Origin of the sequence: Pedobacter sp. MC2016-24, from assembly GCF_015223055.1 — a bacterium.
In the GTDB taxonomy this organism is placed as follows: Bacteria; Bacteroidota; Bacteroidia; order Sphingobacteriales; family Sphingobacteriaceae; genus Pedobacter.
The window spans coordinates 209,200-229,187 of sequence record NZ_JADFBX010000008.1 but is presented as its reverse complement, the minus strand read 5'-3'; the positions used below and the strand labels follow the sequence as shown (position 1 = coordinate 229,187).

The 19,988-nt window shown below is 42.9% G+C and carries 15 protein-coding genes; all 15 read right to left on the bottom strand.

Translation table 11 applies throughout. The features are described from left to right. Nucleotides 1-9: 9 nt before the first annotated feature. Entirely contained in the window at nucleotides 10-873 is an 864-nt protein-coding gene (locus IM797_RS18825; protein WP_194128716.1) for a fumarylacetoacetate hydrolase family protein, read from the bottom strand. 15 nt (nucleotides 874-888) lie between these two features. After that, entirely contained in the window at nucleotides 889-1,644 is a 756-nt protein-coding gene (locus tag IM797_RS18820) for an SDR family NAD(P)-dependent oxidoreductase (protein WP_194128715.1), read from the bottom strand. A gap of 2 nt (nucleotides 1,645-1,646) precedes the next feature. Then, on the bottom strand, nucleotides 1,647-2,420 hold the full coding sequence (locus IM797_RS18815) for an SDR family NAD(P)-dependent oxidoreductase (protein ID WP_228098950.1): 774 nt from the start codon (nucleotides 2,418-2,420) through the stop codon (nucleotides 1,647-1,649). A gap of 21 nt (nucleotides 2,421-2,441) precedes the next feature. Then, nucleotides 2,442-3,617, bottom strand: a complete 1,176-nt coding sequence (locus tag IM797_RS18810; RefSeq protein WP_194128714.1) for a mandelate racemase/muconate lactonizing enzyme family protein — start codon at nucleotides 3,615-3,617, stop codon at nucleotides 2,442-2,444. 23 nt (nucleotides 3,618-3,640) lie between these two features. After that, a complete protein-coding gene (locus IM797_RS18805; RefSeq protein WP_194128713.1) occupies nucleotides 3,641-4,573 on the bottom strand; it encodes a hypothetical protein in 933 nt (310 codons plus the stop codon). Continuing rightward, nucleotides 4,570-5,337, bottom strand: coding sequence for a PIG-L deacetylase family protein (locus tag IM797_RS18800; RefSeq protein WP_194128712.1), 768 nt, complete (start codon nucleotides 5,335-5,337; stop codon nucleotides 4,570-4,572). Before IM797_RS18800 ends, IM797_RS18805 begins: the two co-directional genes overlap by 4 nt. A 28-nt stretch (nucleotides 5,338-5,365) precedes the next feature. After that, entirely contained in the window at nucleotides 5,366-6,217 is an 852-nt protein-coding gene (locus IM797_RS18795; RefSeq protein ID WP_194128711.1) for an alpha/beta hydrolase, read from the bottom strand. Nucleotides 6,218-6,227: 10 nt separating this feature from the next. Then, nucleotides 6,228-7,361 (bottom strand): SGNH/GDSL hydrolase family protein, encoded by a 1,134-nt coding sequence (locus tag IM797_RS18790; RefSeq protein ID WP_194128710.1) that lies wholly within the window; start codon nucleotides 7,359-7,361, stop codon nucleotides 6,228-6,230. A 46-nt stretch (nucleotides 7,362-7,407) separates the two neighbouring features. After that, nucleotides 7,408-9,030, bottom strand: coding sequence for an SLC5 family protein (locus IM797_RS18785; protein WP_194128709.1), 1,623 nt, complete (start codon nucleotides 9,028-9,030; stop codon nucleotides 7,408-7,410). A gap of 36 nt (nucleotides 9,031-9,066) precedes the next feature. Beyond that, a complete protein-coding gene (locus IM797_RS18780; protein WP_194128708.1) occupies nucleotides 9,067-11,757 on the bottom strand; it encodes a hypothetical protein in 2,691 nt (896 codons plus the stop codon). A 47-nt stretch (nucleotides 11,758-11,804) separates the two neighbouring features. After that, complete coding sequence (locus IM797_RS18775) at nucleotides 11,805-13,574, bottom strand: RagB/SusD family nutrient uptake outer membrane protein (protein ID WP_194128707.1); 1,770 nt, start codon at nucleotides 13,572-13,574, stop codon at nucleotides 11,805-11,807. Between the two features lie 17 nt (nucleotides 13,575-13,591). Next, entirely contained in the window at nucleotides 13,592-16,879 is a 3,288-nt protein-coding gene (locus tag IM797_RS18770) for a TonB-dependent receptor (protein WP_194128706.1), read from the bottom strand. 278 nt (nucleotides 16,880-17,157) lie between these two features. Beyond that, nucleotides 17,158-18,333 carry a FecR family protein gene (locus IM797_RS18765; protein ID WP_194128705.1) on the bottom strand — a complete coding sequence of 392 codons (1,176 nt, stop codon included), beginning with the start codon at nucleotides 18,331-18,333 and terminating at the stop codon, nucleotides 17,158-17,160. Nucleotides 18,334-18,439: 106 nt separating this feature from the next. Then, nucleotides 18,440-19,030, bottom strand: a complete 591-nt coding sequence (locus IM797_RS18760; RefSeq protein ID WP_194128704.1) for an RNA polymerase sigma factor — start codon at nucleotides 19,028-19,030, stop codon at nucleotides 18,440-18,442. A 352-nt stretch (nucleotides 19,031-19,382) separates the two neighbouring features. After that, the gene (locus IM797_RS18755) at nucleotides 19,383-19,679 is read right to left on the bottom strand and encodes a hypothetical protein (RefSeq protein WP_194128703.1); all 297 of its coding nucleotides are present in this window, start codon (nucleotides 19,677-19,679) and stop codon (nucleotides 19,383-19,385) included. Nucleotides 19,680-19,988: the final 309 nt, after the last annotated feature.

Genomic DNA, 19,988 nt, shown 5'->3' with positions numbered 1-19,988 from the left:
AGACCATAGCTAAAATAAATAGTTGTGGAAAGCTACTACTGTTTGTTTCGCCTCTCCCAAACCTTCAATTCCCAGCTCGATGACATCCCCGGCTTTCAAAAAAATTGGGGGATTAAAACCCAGGCCTACCCCATGGGGCGTTCCGGTAGAAATAACGTCTCCTGGTAAAAGCGTCATAAATTCGCTTAAGTAAGACAAAACATAGGCAATGTCAAAAATGAAGTCATCAGTATTGCCATCCTGCATCACCTTACCGTTTAACTTTAACCAAAGCCGTAAATTATTCGGATTGGAGATCTCGTCTTTAGTAACCAGCCATGGCCCAAGCGGGGCAAAAGTATCACAGCCTTTACCTTTGGCCCATTGACCGCCACGTTCCAGCTGAAAAGCCCTTTCACTCACATCATTGTGTAAGACATACCCCGCAATGTAGTCGGGTGCTTCTTCTTTAGAGACATAACTGGCCTTCTTGCCAATTACAAAAGCCAGTTCCACTTCCCAATCTGTTTTTAAAGCATCTTTTGGCAACATAATATCATCATTCGGACCGACCACAGCCGTAGTAGATTTAAAAAAAATAATAGGTTCTTCAGGAATCCTGGCATTGGTTTCTTTTGCATGTTTAGCATAATTTAATCCAATACAAATGATCTTGGATGGTCGTGCGATGGGTGGCCCTAACCTTTCGGCATCACCAATCAGGGGAAGATTGCCTTTATTTTTTTCAACGAATAACGACAACCTCCTGATGCCATCTGTTGCAAAAAAAGATTCATTATAATCTGCTGCAAAAGCTGAGGTATCATACCTTTTCCCATCGATTACTATCCCTGTTTTTTCATGGCCTGCATGCCCGTATCTTATCAGTTTCATTTTGTTCAATTCTATTTAAAAAGTAATGGTTAATCCCCCATCTACAGTGATTACCGATCCTGTGATGTAGGTTGCGTCAGGTCCGGCAAGAAAATAAGCGACCCCGGCTATTTCCTCCGGTTTTGCCGCTCTTTTTAATGGCAGATGATCGTATTTGACATAATTATCTTTAAACCAATCGGTCTCCAGTTCATTAATCCCGTTATGATCAACCGACATGGGTGTATCTACAAATCCAGGCGCGATGGTATTGGCCAGAATATGTCTTGGCGCAAGTTCTAAGGCCAAAGACCGGGTAAACTGGGTAATTGCTGCCTTGGCCATTCCATAAGCTGAGCTTCCCTTTTCAACTCTCTGGTGATGGATGGAAGTAATGTGGATGATCCGTCCGCCATCTGCCATTAATGGCAGCAGCATTCTGCAAGCGTTAACCGTACCGTAAAGCATCACCTGGAGCAAATTATCCCAGTCGGTAAACCTTGAATTCAACACGGGGAAACTACCAGATACCCCAATGCTGTTGATCAGGATATCAAAACCGGCAAACTGATTAATTATTATTTTTCTGAATGTCTTCAATTGTGCGCCAGACCGGACATCAACTAAAAAAGCTGCGTGCCCGGATCCCGGCAAGCTGTCCTTTACTTGTTCTGCTTTGGATAAATCTGAGGAAGCGATAATAACCAACGCTCCCGCTGTTGCAAACCGCTCTGCTATTGCCTTTCCTATTCCGGATGATCCCCCAAGAACAATTACTTTTTTCCTGTCCATGCCTAGTACGTTGCCCGCCCTCCAGAAATGTCATAAATAAATCCCGTAGAAAAGCTGTTCTCTGCAGAAACTATATAACTGCTGATCGCAGCGACCTCCTCCACAGTTCCCAATCTGTTCATTGGTATTTTGCTGGTCATGTAAGCCAGCTGTTCCGGAGCAGTATGTTCATTCATTGCTGTTTTAATCACTGCCGGGGCCAACCCATTTACTGTGATGCCAGTTGTGGCAAATTCCTTTCCCAAGCCTTTTACCAAACCGATCACACCAGCCTTGGTCGAAGAATATCCTGCCATAAATGGGTTTCCTTCTTTTCCGGCTATGGAGGCCAGGAGTAAAATCCGCCCGTATCCGCCTTTGCTCATGTAGGTCAATGCATATTTAGCCATTAAAAAAGCGCCGCGGAGATTAACCTGGTAAACCTTATCAAAATCTGCTACCGGATAATCCAGAATAGAAGTGCTGGTAGGGCCTACAATACCCGCCGAATTGATCATGACATCGATCCGGCCATAGGCTTTGTATGCCTCAGCAAAGCCATTGATCACTTCCTCCTCCAGGGAAATGTTAGCTTCAACGCCAATAGCAGCATAACCCCGCGCTTTAAATTCTATTAAGGTTTTCTCCAGCTGCAGGCGATCGAAATCAAATAAGACCATTTTAGCCCCCTCCCCGGCCAGCCGTAAAGCAATAGCCTTCCCAAGTCCATCCGCAGCTCCGGAAACCACAGCCACCTGATCTTTGAACCTTGCAAGTATAGATGTATATTCATTCATCTTATCAAATTTTAAGGATTTTTAGAATGCTGGTGTCTGGTAATAAGTCTTTCCATTGATTCGGATCTCTGCTTCAACCAAATATTTTTTCATGGCTTCCGTGTCGATTGTTAATCCTAAACCCGGTTGCTCCGGAAGGATAATCTGCCCCGATTGGTCTGGAAGAATTTTTTCAATTGTCATCTCTAGTGCCAATGATTTAGGCTCAACCGGGTACTCACAGATCCGATCATTTTCCAGCCCGGCAAAGGGTTGTATGGAGGCGCTCAGCGCCAGGTGTGAGGTAAAAGTATGATTCACATAGGTGATCCCTTTTCTCGTTGCCTCATCAGCAACACGCTTTGCCGCAGTGATGCCACCAATGCGGCCCGTATCGATCTGTATATATTTCAATCCTGCATAGTCAAGCATAGCTGCTGCCTGTACATAGTTGTTGCATCCCTCACCAGCGGCTAAGGGAACTTTAGGGCTCGCCTCTGCAAGTGTTTTATACGGGCCCAATGCCATATTGGTAAAAGGCTCTTCCAGCCAGTAAACGTTTACCTCCTTTAAACTCTGCAAGCACTTTTTTGCACGAGATGCATCTTCATTCCATACCGTGCCAATATCTACCATCAGGTAATGTTCGACTCCTAATCCTTCCCTGGCTGCCCTGAAATGCATCGCGTCTGTCTCTGCATCTGCTTTCCCTATCGGTCCCCAGCCAAACTTGGTCGCCTGATAGCCAGCTAATCTGGATGCTTTGGCTTTTTCATAGGTGAGTTCGGGTGTATCTCCAAAAAGCTGGGAAGCGTAGGGCAATTTTGGATAAGCCTTTTTATAGCCCAACAACTGGTATATTGGTTCTTCCTTGTGTTTCCCCAGCAAGTCCCAGAGTGCAATATCAATCCCCGACAAGGTATGATCGGCCTGTAAAAGATCAAAACTATGCTGATGTACCATTGCCGAGATATTCCTGATGTCCATAACCGTATCCAGCGGCATACCTACCACGGAGTGACTAACCGGCTTGCAGGCGCTATGCGACATCGGAGCGATGTACGCGGCGATGGTGGTCAGTGGGGAGGCTTCACACTCTCCCCATCCTTCCTTTCCACCTGCACGTACCCTAACCAATACCGAATCCTGGCTACCATCCCCAATATCCAATACCTCGGGCATGCTCAGGTAAAAAAAGTCAACTGATTCTATTTTCATTGTTATGATGTTATTCTTTGTGATTAATATCTATCGTTAATTTCTGACGAACTTAGTTCACCCGCATAAATGGTCACTCTTGTTTCGATCTGCTGACCTGCGGCCAGTACTGTACATTGTTGTTTTTTCATCGCCTCATTTACACTTACAGGCATCGCCGAAGCGGGTTCAAGGATCGCTGTATAATGGCCATCGAATTGGCCATAAGAGGCGAAGTACCATTGGAAAGGAAATACCTGCTGGTCATACCGGTAAGCAAATAAGTGTTTTCCGTCACCAGAAATCAGACCCATCTCGCCCTCCAGAGCTTCATACAAATAGAAAAAATCCATACTCCCATTCTTTTCAGGGACAAGAGCGGCATCATGGCCCTCCACAAGTGGCCAGTTAAATTCATCCGTAGTGGAGAAGCGGGAAGCTTCCGGATAAACAACTTTTGCCTTTCTGGCACTGCTCAGCAAATGATCACCTGCACTGATCTTCAAAGCCGCATGCAGTTTCCATAAAAAATGCCGGGTATGTCCAGATTCATTAATCATCTGGTAGTCCAGGTGTATCTCAGCTGATCCTGGCTGTAGCGACAGTGTTTTACGGTAAAAAAGACCACTCTGCGCTAATTTTCCATAAACAATCAGTTTGTTTTCTTTTATTTCATATTGCAACGACGTCGTCCACAATTCCCCATGATCAGGATATTCCAAACTGTCTATCGTTTCCGGGATATCATTAGGCAGTAGTTCGTCTACTCCGCCCAAGAAATGGGAGTCATAATCTGTTCCGGGGGCATTCAGCCCAAGATCAAGACCTTCGTTATGCCACAGAAATTCTTTATTTAACGTTTTATTGAAAACGCTGGCCAGCTTTCCTCCCATTGCGGGAATTATTTCAAACCGGATCTGATCATTTTCGCCGGTCAGGACAATCATGCCATTGTATTCACGGGAACTGATCTTCATGGCTTTTCAGGATTAAAGTGAACAAGTGATTCCAATTCAGCCACCAAGAGGTTATCCTGAGGGTAACTGAAACCCAGGTGCTGGCGGAACCCTTCAGCATAGGATACCCCGGCTTCCGCTCCCTTCTCCCTGGAATAAGCTTTCATCATCAGCACAAATTCATCCACTCCAGAAATATGCTGCAGCCATTCGCGCTGACTTTTGTGACAACACAACATCTCTTCCTTGATCTGGATCACCGGGCTGATGTCTACCAGCAAATCTGCTTTGACCGCATGTCCAAACCGGTCTTTTCCTTTTATAGGGTCAGCGTAATACAGATGGGGTACCTGCTCGATAGGCAGGGTTCCTGGAATCTGAATATTTGGGATGGTGGCGGCCATGCAGGCAGTTTGCGCCAGATGGCTGGTCAGCTCATGGTCCAGCATATAATCTGAAGGGCTGGCCGTAATCACCAGATCAGGCTTCAGCTCCCTGAACAATTCAATAACAGCAAGCAGGGTTTCTTTATCGTAACCGATAAACACATCCTCGCTTTCCATGCAATGGTAACTGGCATTCAATACGGCTGCCGATCTTGCAGCTTCGACTCTCCTGATCGCACTGATCTCCTCTGGCTCCAGTTCAATCGAACCGGCCTGACCCGGGGTCATGGTCGCTATTGCAATCTTCCAGCCCTTAGCTGAAAGTAAAGCTAAAGTACCGGCACATAAAATTTCTGCATCATCCGGGTGTGCCATCAGGCAGAGTACGGTCTTGTTCATATTTATTATATTAAATTTTGAGCACGCTTCATTTCTGTTTGTTTTCAGCAACAGTTTTAAGCATATATTTCATTGCCGTCATTGCATTTTCAAAGCTTGTAGTATGTCCGCTTTCCTGATCTTCAAGGAGTAAAACCCGTTGATCTAGTTTTTTTAATATCCCTGAAAGCCTGATTACACTCTTAGGAGGTACGATGGTATCTGTTGTGCCTATGGTAAATCCTAAAGACATTGTTAAGCGTTCCGGCCAATATTCTGCACTCCTTTTTTTATATTCTCCAGGAATGTCAGTTTTCTTGCCTCCAAAGGAGCGGCCGATCGCCTCCTGAAAGTTTGTATACTCGAGGTGATTGGCATGCGCGTTCATGGCGGTAACCCCAGCCAGCAGCTCTGGATGAAGGGCAGCAAAAGTTAAGGCTGAGGTTCCACCCATGGAGGCCCCGATTAAAAAAACACGCCTGACCTTATATTTACTTTTCAGGGCAGCAATGAGCTGTACCAGATCCGCCTCTGCCGCGGGGCCCATCCAGGAGGTCTTAGCCCGGTAATCCGGAGATACCGCGATCATATCATGATCGGCAGCAATAGTTCTAAAAGCTAAACATTCCCCCCGGGTATCTTTCACGAATTGCCAGCGGTCTGCGCCATGCCCATGAAGACCAATGATCAGATCATAAGCTTTATCAGACCGAAAATCCTTAGGCAATAGCTCAACATACTGTTGTTTAGTCCCATCCAGATTGGAAATGAAAGTTATGTCATTCCCCGTCAAATTCCTGGATTGCCCTAATGCATAAATTGGAAATAGCATAAAAAAAGCAATCAGGATCTTCCATCCCTTAGTTTTATTGACGTCCATATTTAATTTATTTCGATTCATTCTCAGTGAGCTAGTTCAGTTTCAAAATCTTTTGGAGAATCTCTTTATAGGCCATCGCATGCCTGTGCATGCCCAAATCACTGGGATGCAATCCGTCTACTGTACCATCTGTGCCCAGGTACAATTTGCGTCCCGGGAGCAAATAAATAGCCTTGACACCTTCCGCTTTTAATCTTCTATAAGCCAGATCCAGAGTTTGATTAAGATTTATGGCCGTATTACGTTTTCCACTATCCAATCTGTTCCCAATAAAGCCTGAATATCCGGTCAGTAATACGGGTGTTTTTGGATGCTTTGTTCTTATTTTCTTTACAGCGTTTATATATTTCTCTTCTATTTCCTTAGCTGCTGATGGGTTGTTGGCATTCAAATTCGGTAAACAATCTATCACGAATACCTTAGCATCTATTTCATTTATTAAATCAATTACTTCGGGTTCTACCCTTCCATTAGCTGAAAAACCTAAATTGATCAGTGGGATGCCTAATTCTCGTTCCAATATGGCAGTCCAGGCCATTCCAGCACGTGAAGCGCAGCCACCTTGTGCTATTGACGTTCCATAAACAACAATAGGCTTTTCAGTACGGGGTGGGACTGGTATAAACTGATTTTTTTCCGGTACGCCAATTTTCAACCACTTTACGTTATTATAAAGTGGTAAATAAAGCTGGTACACTCTCCCATCTATATAATCAGCATTATTTAAGTTTAAGTTTTCATACCTGTATACAATTGTGTCTCCTAAGGCAGGGACGTTATCGGCCCAGGCCCAACTCCCATCTTTATTTAAAGAATAAAGATCAATCCCGCTAACTCCAGTGGCGGGAAAGTGAAACATCGAACGCTCCTTATTTTCCAAAACATATCTGATCTCAATGGTTTCCGCATCCGTCATAAACTTTAAATTTAAACCTGCAGAATTCCTTGAAAAGTCCCACAACCATTTTCTTACAGATTGCTCCGCCCTTGCAGGTAACCGATCATAGAAATTCTTCAGTTCATTTGGCCAGCCCTGACCTTCAACAACGGGTGCGTTGCTCTGCTGCGGATCCCACCATTTCAATTTTTCCATCACCTTACCTTGCCCATTCGCAAAATGAATATTCAATAGCACTACAGAAATCAACAAAAAATATTTCCTCATATTTAAATTTTTCATATTACCATTTACCAGTAAAGGATAATTTCACTTACCACAACAGGCAATACACTATAGTGTAAATGACCACCATTACGCCCCACCACAGCCATACCGATTGCCACCATACACGCTTCGGCTCATCAGCGGGTAAACGCAACAGTCTGCCCGACCATAATAAGGATTGAATTTCAGCAAGCTGCCTTGGTCTGGTATACAGACTCACCATTACCATCATACTGGCACAGAAAACCTGGGTAATTCCCCCTGTGACATAGAAATTGGTTAAACTGTATCTGGCAATAATTTCGGCTGAAAACAGCGCTGGTATCAACAGCCATTGGATCATTAAACCTAGAGGTATCCCTACAATCATCACTGCTAAAGCAGCCGCAGGCGTTGCCCGCTTCCAGAACATCCCAAACAAAAAGCAGGTGGCTACCGGGACAGCAAGGTAGGTACTCAGCGATTGGAAGTATAAAAATATACCCCCAAAGTTCTCTATCACCGGGGCATAAAGAATGCTGAATACCATTAAAGAGAGCGTTGTATAAATCCCAACTTTGACCAGTTTCTTGTCATTGGCTCCTTTGTTGATCCACTTTTTATACACATCATAGGTAAACAGGGTCGAAATGGAATTCAAAAAAGCAGCCGTGGTAGACATCACCGTAGCCAGGGTGCCGATCAATACCAGGCCTTTCAGTCCCTCGGGGATCAGGTTCTTGATCAGCATCGGATACACGTTGTCAACCTCGCCTGGCATTACCCGAAATTCTTCATGGCCGGTAAAGGCCAACGCACGGGCAATCATTCCCGGAAAGATCTCGATAAAAGGACGGAATAACACAAAAGCTGCCGCCAGGATGATTGCCATACGCACATCCCATTCAGTTTTGGCACCCAGCCCCCTTTGTACCAAGGCCTGGTTGATGCAGGAATAAAACAGCTGCAGATTAAATAAAGAAAATAAAACCGCATGCCATGGCATCACAGCAGTATCCGTTGGCTGCATGAGGTGAAAGCCACCAGGGGCATGTTTAACTACATCACTCCAGCCATTGTTTAACTTCATATACCCCAGGATAAACAGCACCGCTCCGGCTGCAAAAACCAATACAAAGTCAAACAGCGCTGCATTGATCACAAATTTCATCCCTCCATACATGGTATACAAGCCGGCAACGATACCTAAAATCAGTACCCCCAGCCAGATCGGCACACCATAAATTCCCTGAAAAAGCTTTGCCCCGCCATACAGAATCACCGATAAGTTCAGCAGAATATAGCTCAGCAGCAGCAATACACTAAAAATGTTCTGACTTTTCACATCAAACCTGGCCCCCATGTATTGTGGCATGGTCATGATGTTGTTCCGCAGATATAGCGGGAAGAAAAAGAAGATCAGTGCGCTATATACCACAATGGCAATCAGATAGGAGTTTACCAATGGCAATCCCACCATATAGCCCATTCCGTTCATCCCGATCAGTTGCTCTGGATTTAATCCTGAGGCAACATAAGCAGCACCAATAGCCCAGAAGGGAAGCGTCCCTTTGGACACAAAGTAATTTGCGGCAGTGCCTTTTTTTCCACGGGCAGACCAAAGTCCGACACAAAGAATGAGTAAAAAATAGCCTGCAATGGTAAGGATGTCAATGGTATTTCCGGTCATACTTCAGTTGTTACGATCTATTTTATGATTTAATATTTATTGATATTCCAGTCGGACATGCGCCTTGCCTGAAAAAGAGTGTAACGTTACGGTTTCAGTTTCCGGATCATATTTACCTCCTGTAACTTTCAGTGGAACCTGACGAGCTGGATGGGGCACTCTAATGGTCACTGTTCCAGGCTTCCTATCCCCCTGGCATACTACATCAGCTTCAATGTAACCCCTACCCACATTTGAGCTGATCCGCAATGAAACTTTTCCAAAATAACTTTGAACATCAGATAAAACCACTTCTTTACCTGCTTCCATCCAGGCTCTGGGTATGGTTTTCAACAGCTGAAGCGTATCCCCCTGTTCCAGATACAACATCCAGCGTGTTTCCATTAAAAACCAGGCCTCTTCATGGGTTTTATGTGGACTTACCTGATGAAAATGCTCCCAGAAAGTATACGTTTCCCGGTCAGCTAATCCAGCGAACGTATGATAATAGGTATCAAGAAAGGGCTTTACCATGCCACGCTTTACCTGTAACCAATTGTGTCTGCTGTAATAGGGTTGACTGAACATGGAGTTACCTTGCAAAAACAATTCACTATGCACATGAAGTAAAGCAGATGCAGCAGGCTCACCCACATCCAGCACTTCACAAAACACCAGGTATAATGGCCCTAATAATCCGTCAGGAACCGTAAAGGTACCGTGAGACCAAAAATTCTCTTTCTTTAAATAAAGCGCTCTTGGCCCGGTTCCTTCCGCCCATGGTGGTGCAGTCTGGCACCAGGTTCCATCTCCCAGTGGGACTACCGGCGACCGGCTCATGGACTGAAAAAAAGAGGCCCTGATGTCTGCCCGCCATTCCCTGGCTTCCTTCGCTAATTTTTTGGCAGTCATAGGATCTATTCTAGCCAATATTTCAGCCATACGGCTCAAACCCATATAGGCGTAGCCATTTAACATGAACTGATGAAAATGATCTTCAGGATCAGCAACCTTACCGGAAATCATTCCATATCCCTTATTTTTTAGGCTATCGATCTTATTTTGATTTCTCCAGTCAATTAAAAAGTTACATGATTTGATCAGCTTAGGTAGTATGTTCCTGATCCATTCCTCATCCCCTGTATACCTATAATATTCACCAATTGTCCAAAGTGCCGCACCCGTTTCTACCATGTATCCATTAAAATTCTGGATAAAGCCATTGTCATGTTGTTTATCCAGAAAATAGTTTAAGGAACGTTTAGCGATATCTGATAAGCCCATTGATGCATAAAACTGGATGATTGGAGCACTTTCAGTTCCAATTGGCGAGTATACCCCAATATTGGGTGCCAGGGTACCTTTTGGTTCATTACCATAAGTAATGAGATCCAGATGCAGTAATCCAGCTTGGATCATGTCATTAACACGCTTTTCCGGCACCTGGATTTTAGCCGCATTGTCCAGCTTTTTCACCCAGTATTGTTTGGTAGCGATGTACTCAGCTGCAAAAGACTGTTTCGACAAATCCGCAGCCCGCTGCGCAGAAATGGGGCTGTGCGGGATGTAAAATTCAAATGTGGCTTTTTCACCGGGCTGCAGCAAAATGGCCATTTCTTGATTAGGAAAAGGCAGGCCATTGAGTTTGGCGATACAAAAAATCCTGTTATCAGCATATGCCGAGTAGCCTGTTTTAGCATCATAGGTATAGGGGTAATTGGATCTTGGATTCATGAACCAGGCATATCTAGGCACTTTACCGGTATTGACAATTTCAGTTTGCTGAAAATAAACGGTCTCTTCAGTACTGTTCAGCGCAGCATCTGCATGTTGTTTTGCTTCTTCCTCTTGCGATTTGTTTAGCATATGCCCGGCACTATACTGATCTGCTACCAGAAAATAAGTTCCTTTTACGTTTGCAGCATCCAGTATCTGCTGCTCAAGGGCGACAAAAGAAGTGGAATGATAAGTTATATCATCATCTCTAAGTATACTGTGCAGAATCGGCAAACTGCCATTCTCCAAATATCTAGCGGTATTCTCCAAAGGGCCTATACCCCTGCCTAAGGTGTAAAAATAGCTGACAGGAGCATTTTTTGTCTCTGCTAAGCGTAGCGGAGACACCGCATGTTTAGGTGAAATGGTATTCCCCCCACCCTGGGCATCTGTTAAATTTTGGTTGATTTCAAAAATTCTGAAATCACGGCTAATGCCAAGCCATGTAGGTGCTTTCAAACTTCTGACTTTCTTCTCGACTGCTAAAAAAGAAGCTTCTTCAGCCAGTTCAATGGCCTGTACCTTAGTCTTAAGGTGCCTGGAAGCTATATCATCCGCTACAGCCTCATAGGTACGTCGGTCTTCTTCATGTAAAACGGCTACCCCCAGCTCGGGTAAAAATATGGGGAAAGCAGATTTCACATCTCTCCATAAAAACGAGAATGGGTTTTGCGAAGTCTGCACATGTATTAAAGTTGCACCCGGCCCAGGTTCATTATTTACCTGATCGAGTTCAATGGTAATCCCTGCAGCCTCAGTTTTGGTAAAGGAGAAATGATTTGCCTTTAACTTTACATGCCCAGGGTAACTCATTATGTTTTTCAGGCGACCGTTTTCCACATCAACTGTTCCCTTTACCGGCTGCTTTTTCCATACCAGATGAACGCTATGTTTCACTTCCTGTGCTTGCAGGCTGGCACAAAAAACAGACATGGCAAAGCCCATGACGATTTTCAACACATTAAAAATCATGTTACTTATTTTAGAATAAAAATTTTAAACCAGCAGATTACACCAACCTACCAACCAGGATTTTGCCATGCGGCCCCATAAATAGCAATTTCTATATTTGGAATTGGAAAAATCAGGAATCTCGCTTCCCAGGACTTACGTTCGAATACCGGAACCCGCTGATAAGTGAAGGAATTCGTACCGGTTTTAGTAATCTGCATACCTGTGACCAGTTTATCTGTCTGATCGAGTATTTTCCATCTCCTGACATTCCAGAACCGTTGTTCCTCCAGCGCAAACTCTGTGGTCCATTCTTTTTGAATATAAGCTCTTGCTTCTTCTTTCGACGTAATGGCAGATTTGATATTAGGCATATGGGCGCGGTCTCTAACAGGCTTCAAAGCCAAATAGACATTCTGATTAGGACCATTTAATTCATTTTCTGCCTCTGCCAACAACAGATAGAATTCAGCAAACCGCATTCTCTTCCAGGGTGTTCCCGGACTTTGGTGAGGTGGGCTATTCTGATTGATGTATTTCCTTAAATAATACCCGGTTGGAGAATACGAAACATCTCTTTTCCTGATTTCCGATGCACCCCCAACATAGGTCTGTAGAGTTATACCTGTACCCGGACTATAGGCACCATTATACAATACGGTTGCATAGAAACGAGGGTCGCGACCTACATAGGGATTTAAAGGATCGTATCCTGATTGATTGACATAGTTGGGATTCAGATGTCCCGCATCCTGGTATCGGTTCAGCGGATCAATAGCTGGAAGTCCTGTAGCTTTCATATCAAATGCGTCCACCAATTCCTGAGTTGGACAAGATCCAGCTTTAATTGCATCTGGACGTTGTGGAAATCCATTGATGTACGACGGGAATCCTGATCCGTAAAATGCATTTAGGTTACTGTTCTCCAAAATCGTTTCCTTGTCCCTCGGTGCCGCCCCAAGGTCTGATGGGGTTAAAAAATACTCTTCAAAAGATTTCTCTCCCAGGGTCGCATCGTGATAAAGTTCATATCCATTGCTGGATAGCAATTGTAAACCTTCACTTGCATAATTCTTTGCCAAAGCCCATTTCTCTGCTTCATGATTTGGGTTCCACAGTGGACTTGCAGATAAGGCTTGTACCCGGGCACGTACCAGCAACATGACCGCCTTTGTCATCCGGCCCTTTTCAGTAGCATTTAGCAAACGCCAGGGAAATTCAGGAACATCTTTAACCGCCAGCCAGCTTTCATTTACAAAACCGGCCACATCCTGCATTGCAGGTCTTTTTAAGGTAGAGAAATCCACATCAATTGGCAGGGGTTCTTTTAATATAGGCATAGGCCCATATTTTCTGGAAAGTTCCATGTAATAATAGGCCCTAAGGACAATGGCTTCTGCTTTTAAGCGAATCTTTTCTCTCGGGTCATTAAAAACAGCTTTATCAACATTCATCAAAAACACGTTACAACGGCGAATGCCACTCCAAAATACATCTAAAGTTGGTTTGTTATCTCCAATAGTTGTCGGATCGTAAGTTGGCGACAAGGTTCCCTGGTACCAGCCGTTTGAGATTAGCGCCAACGGGTCTGATGCATGCGAATCGTGAAACAGATCCGTACAGCTTTCCAGAAAAGCATGCCAATAGTATTGCGTTCCACCTTGCGACAACAGCATAGGTTCATACGCATAGTTAAGGTAGGCCGCAGCTGTTGTATTGGATGACCAAACTTCATCCATACTCATTCTTCCATCAGGTGTAATGTCCAAATATTTCTGACAGCTGCTGGCAGACAATAGGAGAATAATACAAAGGAGTTTATTTATTTTATTTTGCATGATCATTCTGATAAATTTTAGAAAACAATGTTTACACCCAAATTAAAAATACGCTGCATGGGATAACTTCCCGTATCATTGACTTCAGGATCAACTGATTTAGTCTTCAGACGGTCCCAGGTAATCGGATTTTGCGCGTTGACATACACACGGAAGTTCTGAACACCCCATTTTTTTGAGCTTGGAATGAAATAGCCGATCTCAAAATTCTTTAAACGAATGAAAGAAGCATCCCAGGTGAAATAGTCATTTCTATAAGAATTGGTATTGAGCCCATTGGCTAGTGCAGGATAAGTGATTTTTGAACCATTGGCTTGCCGTTCAGGCGTCCATGCATTCCTGTGTATGTCAAAAAATACATTTAAAGCATCCGCATATTCAGATATACCAATTCCACCACCATAAAACTTATCTACTTTAGCCATTCCCTGCAACAGGAATGAGAAATCGAAACTCTTAAAACGCACACTAAAAGCAGCACCAAAAGTATATTGTGGAATTATGCTGGCACCGATCGGAACAATATCTTTTTCATCTATAATCTGATCATTGTTCTGATCAATGTATTTAAGATCCCCTGGTCTGGGATTTCCTAAACCAATTCTGTACTGTAGTTTCGAAGCTGTTATTTCATCGGCGCTGCTCCAAAAACCATTTGATCTCAAACCAAAGTTCTGCCCGTAGGAGAACCCTTGCTCATAATATCTGTAAGCATAATCAGCAGGTTTTATAGGTTCGTCAGTAAATACAACATTGTTTTTGGCGTAATTAAAATTTACACTGGATAACAAGGACCAATCTTTAGAAAGTTGTTTCTGATATTTTAACTCCATCTCAAAACCTTTGTTCTCCATTTTGCCGATATTCATTGGAGGCAACCCACTCATACCCAGAACAGCCGATACCATCCTCCTATTGATCAACATATTATCCACTTTCTCTGAAAACACATCGACGTTTAAGTTGAGCGATTTAAATAAACCGATTTCTAAGCCCAAATTTGCCTTATGGGTTACTTCCCACTGAATGTTCGGATTCCCAGTAGCGACCTCTGTAATTGATGTACCCTGACCAATACTACCACTATACACATTTCCAATCTGCTTAATGTCATCAAGATATAAGAATCTCCTGCTGCCTAAACGATCATTCCCTACTTTTCCATAAGATCCGCGAATTTTTAAAGAATTGATGTCTGTAAACTGCTGAAAGAATTTTTCATTCGAAATTACCCAACCAGCAGAAATGGATGGAAAGAAACCAAAGCGGTTACCACTCCTAAATTGTTCAGAACCGTTGTACCCAGCATTAAATTCGAGGAAATAACGGTTTTTAAATCCATAAGTGAATCTACTGGATAAGCCCATAGTCCTATACGGTAAGCGGTCGTTAGGCTCAATACGTTCATCCTGCTGATAGAGCAATAAGCCGGTTACCGTATGATCATTAAACGTCCGGTTATAATTCATGAAAGCCTGCATGTTAAAATAAGACAGGTAGGTGGCGTTAGTTGCAAGCGACAAAGGTGTATTCTCATAACCAGCTAATTTCCTATAACTTACCTTATCATTTTCCGTATCTACTTCGGCCAGCCAACGTTGAAAAGTTTGCCTCGCATTTAACTGATAAATTGTTCTCGCATCAAATGATGCGATTAATTTTGCTGATAACCCAGGGGTTACAAAATCAAGCTTATGTTCCATGCCATAAGAGGCGGTGATATTTGTTCTTTTCTCTTGCTTATAACCGGAACGGTTTATAAAACCGTAAGGAGGGTGTTTACCAATGGTAGGTACTACAATTTGTCCATCCGGCGTAAGTGGACCTTGTGCATTCGCTGGATTTACATAGAGGTAATATAGCAATTGAGTTGTGCTAATATCCGGATTAGGCGCGTTTAAAGTTTCAAGATATCCCCCCAAATTGAGGAAAGCTTTTAAATTTTTATTTAGTTTCAAATCTATATTTGAACGGAAGTTATACCGTTTTAATGAACTATTTACGTCATAGTCTTTTTGATCTGTTTTCCAAAGGCCATCCTGGTACAAGTATCCCGCATTCACAAAATAGCTGACAGCTTTTCCGCTTCCGTTTACATTTAAGTTATATCGCTGTTGTTTGGTGTTGCTGTTCGTAAGCATGTCTACCCAATTATTGTCTGGATAAATATTAGGTTGATCCTGATTACGGTAATGAAGTATGGTCTCGTCTGAATATAAAGGAGCTAGGCCACTGTTCTTATAGGCCTGATTGGTTAATTCGGCAAGTTCAGCCGCATTTACGGGATCCGGGGTCCTGTTGAACTGCTGGATACCATATTCACTGGAAAATGATATTTCCGGGATTTCAGACGTTCCGCGTCTGGTGGTCACTAAAATTACACCGTTGGCTCCCCTAACCCCAAACATGGCGGTAGCTGATGCATCTTTTAAGATGGTTACGTCAGAAACTTCGTTAGGGTCAACATAGGTGATTTCACGCGGTATCCCATCTACCAGGATTAATGGCGACTGTCCGTTCAAACTCCGCATTCCGCGCAAGAAAAGCTGTGTCAAGTCACGCCCAGGTTCTCCACTTGTCTGAATGGTGGTTAAACCTGGAAGTCTTCCCGCAAGGGTTACAGCCAAGTTTGCCGCCGGACTCTGCTTGATCTCCCTTGTAGAGATGGAGGAAATTGCTCCGGTTACTGTTTCTTTTTTCTGTGTTCCGAAAGCAACAACAACCACCTCATCCAGTCCCTGACCTTCAGCAGGTAGCAATACCACGTTTAATTCCGTTTTATTGTCAACCGTTAAAGTCTGAGTCTTAAAACCTATATAAGAAATCTCTAACTCAGCATGCTCGTCTACGTTTTGAAAATAAAATTCTCCCTTACTATTGGTAACGGTCCCCCGATCTGTTCCTTTTACTTTTACAGATGCTCCAGGCAAGGGTAATCCCCCACTGTCTGTCACAGTCCCTTTAATATCAATATTTATTAAAACAGCAAGCACCTTATCCAGAAGTGAAACTTCTTTCTGTTTTACAATGATGGTATTGTCCTTTAGTACATAACTCAATATTTGGTTTTTAAACACTTCATCCAAAGCATCTGTCAGCAACTGATCATGCAGCTTTACGGTAACAGCCTTAGCCTGTTGTAAAAAATCATCTGCATACACAACTTTGATATCTGCTTGCAAAGCAATTTTATGCAGAACCTTTTCAAGGGTAGCATTTTTCTCAGACAAAGTAATTCTTTGTCCAAAAGTGGAGGCACTAACCTGCAGAAAGCAGACAGTGAGCAGCACTATGATTAATCTCATAATCAATAGTAATTTTGGCGGCAGCCACAAACGCAGCAAGCCTTGGTTAAAAGCATAGATTTTCATACTTTTGTTCAGTTTGGGTTAGTCAGAAAATGGTTACACAATTATTTATCCCGGTATTTGCCGGGAAGGGTTAACTCAAACATGCGGCGTGAAGGTGGTGGTACACCTTTACGCTTTTTTTTTAGGTACCCGATTACTAAAGGCTATTCCTGCTGTGGTAATTTTATTCTCATTTTCGTTCTTTATATGTTTATTATTTGGTTAAAAATATTTTATTTCATCACTATAATTCTCCTACCTTCAATTTTGAAATGTACCAATCCGGTAGTTTCTAAAATATCCAATAATTTAGACACATGGTCATAGCGGGATATCGTTCCGGAAAACTTTAGTGCGCCAACATTTCCATCGTTGTATACAATATCTACATCGTACCATCGCTGTACTTTTTTCATAATATCGCTTATTTTTTCGCCCTTAAACATGAATAATCCATTTTTCCAGGCAACAGCTTCATCAATATCCACTGCCGCCACTGCAAAAACATTATCCTTATTCAGCGCTTGCTGACCCGGTTTCAAGATCACCTTTTTGCTAGCCTGTGACACCATTACACTACCTTCAAGCAAAGTGGTGGCCATCGCTGGCTCATCTCCATAAGCTTTAATATTAAAATGTGTTCCTAAAACTTCCACCTGCTGCCCTTTGCTTTCAACCACAAAAGGATGCGCTTTATTTTTAGAAATTTCGAAATAGCCCTCTCCCTGAAGCGTAACCTTGCGCTTGCCAAGCTGCAAGAGGTTAGCGGAATAAGTTATACTGGAAGCTGCATTTAACCAAACCCGAGAGCCATCTGGCAAACGCAGCTTATAAGTTTCACCCCTGGCAGTTGACAAGGTATTGATTGCTCCCTCTTGGTTTTCAACTTTGGCAGCTGATGTGATTTCATAAATTATTTCCCCGCTAGCTGATTTGGTAACTGTAACGCCTGCCTGTCTGGCCAGCTCACCATTGTCCGCATCAGTGAGCCTGACCTTTTCACCATTAGCCAACGTGAGCGTAGCACCTATCCCTCCCGGAGCAATATCATTTGCGATTATCTGACCACTAGCAGAAATGTTTCGGATCGAATCAATCTGATTTGTGTAAAACCATGTGCCAAAAGCAATCACTGTAACTGCGGCTGCTACCGCAAACCGAGGCCAAAGTTTAAGCTTTCTTTTTTGTTGAGGTTGCAGCACGATATATTCATAAAAAGACCTTGCTTTAACCGAGTCTATACCCTCAACCGCCTGTTCATCATCATACCAAAGGTTTTCGGTTAGGTTCTGCAATATTTCTAAAAATTCCGGATCCATAGCTAAAACCTTTAATTCCGCCAGTTCCGCACCAGTTAAAACCTGGTCCAAATGTCTCTGATATAAATAGCCTACTCTTTCCTTATCCATAACTATTAGCAAAGAATGAATTTAGTTGATCTCTCAATAAATTAACACCTCTTTATTAACTAGTCAATTGAACAGGAAATTCGAGGTAACGGAAATTGAAATTATTTTAAAGTAATTTCAAAATGATGACTAGGATGGCCAGATCCGTGTTTTTGCGGATATATTCCCTTAGAAATTTCAAGGCCAGCTTCATATGCGTCTGAACCGTACCATGAGAAATATTCAGTTTAGCAGCTGCTTCTTCGTATTTTAGCCCATTCCTCTGGCAAAGCTGATAAACCTGGCGTTGTTGAGATGGTAAAAGCTGTACGCCGTTTTCCAGTATTCGTCTTGCTTCGTTCATCACAATACCTTGCTCAGTTTCCTGATGCCCTTCCTGGTAGCCCGCTTTTAACTCTTTTCCAACTTTATCTTCCAGCAGCCTACGCTTAAAAGCATTAACAGCTTTACGCTTGGTCAGCGTTTTCAAGTAAGCTTCCAGGTTTTTAATTTCCGTTAGCTTTTGCCCCTCCTGCCAGATATATAGCATCACCTCCTGAACAATCTCCTCTGCCGGTTCCCGCTCCTGAAGCAACCTAAGGGAATAACGGAATATCTTATCGTAATACCGGTTAAAAACGATCTCAAAGGCACGCTCATCCCCTGCCGCAATTTTAGCCAGCAGCTCTTTTTCATCATGAAGGGATGTAGTAGTCATTCGTAATATCCTAACCTTTAATTTACGGAATCAAAAGCCAATATTAAATAAATATTCCGGAACTATAAGCAAATTATACAGGACTTTCAGAACAATATCTAATAACCTAAAATAAACTTCTATGAGGGTCAATAAAAACTACCTTTTTTTCGGCATCCTCAGTTTACTGAACAATATTGAAACATATATAAATAAAACCTATTACATGATCTCACAACCTAAACCGAAGTTTGATATTTCTACCAATAGCTTTAAGCAGCTCAGGATGATCACAGGAGTCGCATTTACATGAGATGCCATTAAGAAATATCGCACTCTTGAACGCTTGCCTCAGCCTAAGTCCTCCTGCCGATCAATCTGCATAAGCAAATAATCCGCTATCCTGCGATTTGGCAGCATCCAGTATTCGAAGTAGAGGTTTTACATCACTATCATCCTCTAGTTGCTTTTGAATGTTCTCCCGGATGTGCTGGATTAAAACACGATCCCACCGAAAGTCCGCATGGTAATCAAATCTTTCTGGAACAATCTTCTTGAATTTTAAACGTTCAAAAGTCAACTGATCCAGACAACCAATCCTTTTACCTTCTGCTTCCTCAGGATAATCGGATGCATTTTGATCATCGGGCAATAGATAGAAATCTAGCATATCGGACTTACTTTTATTGGCCAGCAAATTTACGACATCTCTTGCAGTAATTTAAGGAAGGTGATCATCAAAAAAGGACAAAGTGGCACCCATAGATTTTATCAACTGCAATAGCATACCTTTCCAGCTCCCACCTATTACTGAGCCTGGTTTTCAGGACACTGATCCGAAACACCTGGTTTTAATTTTGCCATTTTTGTAGTTTTTATTTGTTTAATTGCTGTCAGAAGCTTGTTAGTTGTAGGACTCTTACCCCTCCTTTTGGTCTGGTTTGGTAACCATAGGTCTCACAGTTGGGTAAAACTTTGA

What these genes read in the sequence shown, in the direction of transcription:
- IM797_RS18825 (WP_194128716.1), bottom strand. Translation starts at nt 873, where the DNA reads ATGAAACTGATAAGATACGGGCATGCAGGCCATGAAAAAACAGGGATA.
- IM797_RS18810 (WP_194128714.1), bottom strand. Translation starts at nt 3,617, where the DNA reads ATGAAAATAGAATCAGTTGACTTTTTTTACCTGAGCATGCCCGAGGTA.
- IM797_RS18805 (WP_194128713.1), bottom strand. Translation starts at nt 4,573, where the DNA reads ATGAAGATCAGTTCCCGTGAATACAATGGCATGATTGTCCTGACCGGC.
- IM797_RS18815 (WP_228098950.1), bottom strand. Translation starts at nt 2,420, where the DNA reads ATGAATGAATATACATCTATACTTGCAAGGTTCAAAGATCAGGTGGCT.
- IM797_RS18775 (WP_194128707.1), bottom strand. Translation starts at nt 13,574, where the DNA reads ATGCAAAATAAAATAAATAAACTCCTTTGTATTATTCTCCTATTGTCT.
- IM797_RS18760 (WP_194128704.1), bottom strand. Translation starts at nt 19,030, where the DNA reads ATGACTACTACATCCCTTCATGATGAAAAAGAGCTGCTGGCTAAAATT.
- IM797_RS18770 (WP_194128706.1), bottom strand. Translation starts at nt 16,879, where the DNA reads ATGAGATTAATCATAGTGCTGCTCACTGTCTGCTTTCTGCAGGTTAGT.
- IM797_RS18780 (WP_194128708.1), bottom strand. Translation starts at nt 11,757, where the DNA reads ATGATTTTTAATGTGTTGAAAATCGTCATGGGCTTTGCCATGTCTGTT.
- IM797_RS18790 (WP_194128710.1), bottom strand. Translation starts at nt 7,361, where the DNA reads ATGAGGAAATATTTTTTGTTGATTTCTGTAGTGCTATTGAATATTCAT.
- IM797_RS18820 (WP_194128715.1), bottom strand. Translation starts at nt 1,644, where the DNA reads ATGGACAGGAAAAAAGTAATTGTTCTTGGGGGATCATCCGGAATAGGA.
- IM797_RS18785 (WP_194128709.1), bottom strand. Translation starts at nt 9,030, where the DNA reads ATGACCGGAAATACCATTGACATCCTTACCATTGCAGGCTATTTTTTA.
- IM797_RS18755 (WP_194128703.1), bottom strand. Translation starts at nt 19,679, where the DNA reads ATGCTAGATTTCTATCTATTGCCCGATGATCAAAATGCATCCGATTAT.
- IM797_RS18800 (WP_194128712.1), bottom strand. Translation starts at nt 5,337, where the DNA reads ATGAACAAGACCGTACTCTGCCTGATGGCACACCCGGATGATGCAGAA.
- IM797_RS18795 (WP_194128711.1), bottom strand. Translation starts at nt 6,217, where the DNA reads ATGAATCGAAATAAATTAAATATGGACGTCAATAAAACTAAGGGATGG.
- IM797_RS18765 (WP_194128705.1), bottom strand. Translation starts at nt 18,333, where the DNA reads ATGGATAAGGAAAGAGTAGGCTATTTATATCAGAGACATTTGGACCAG.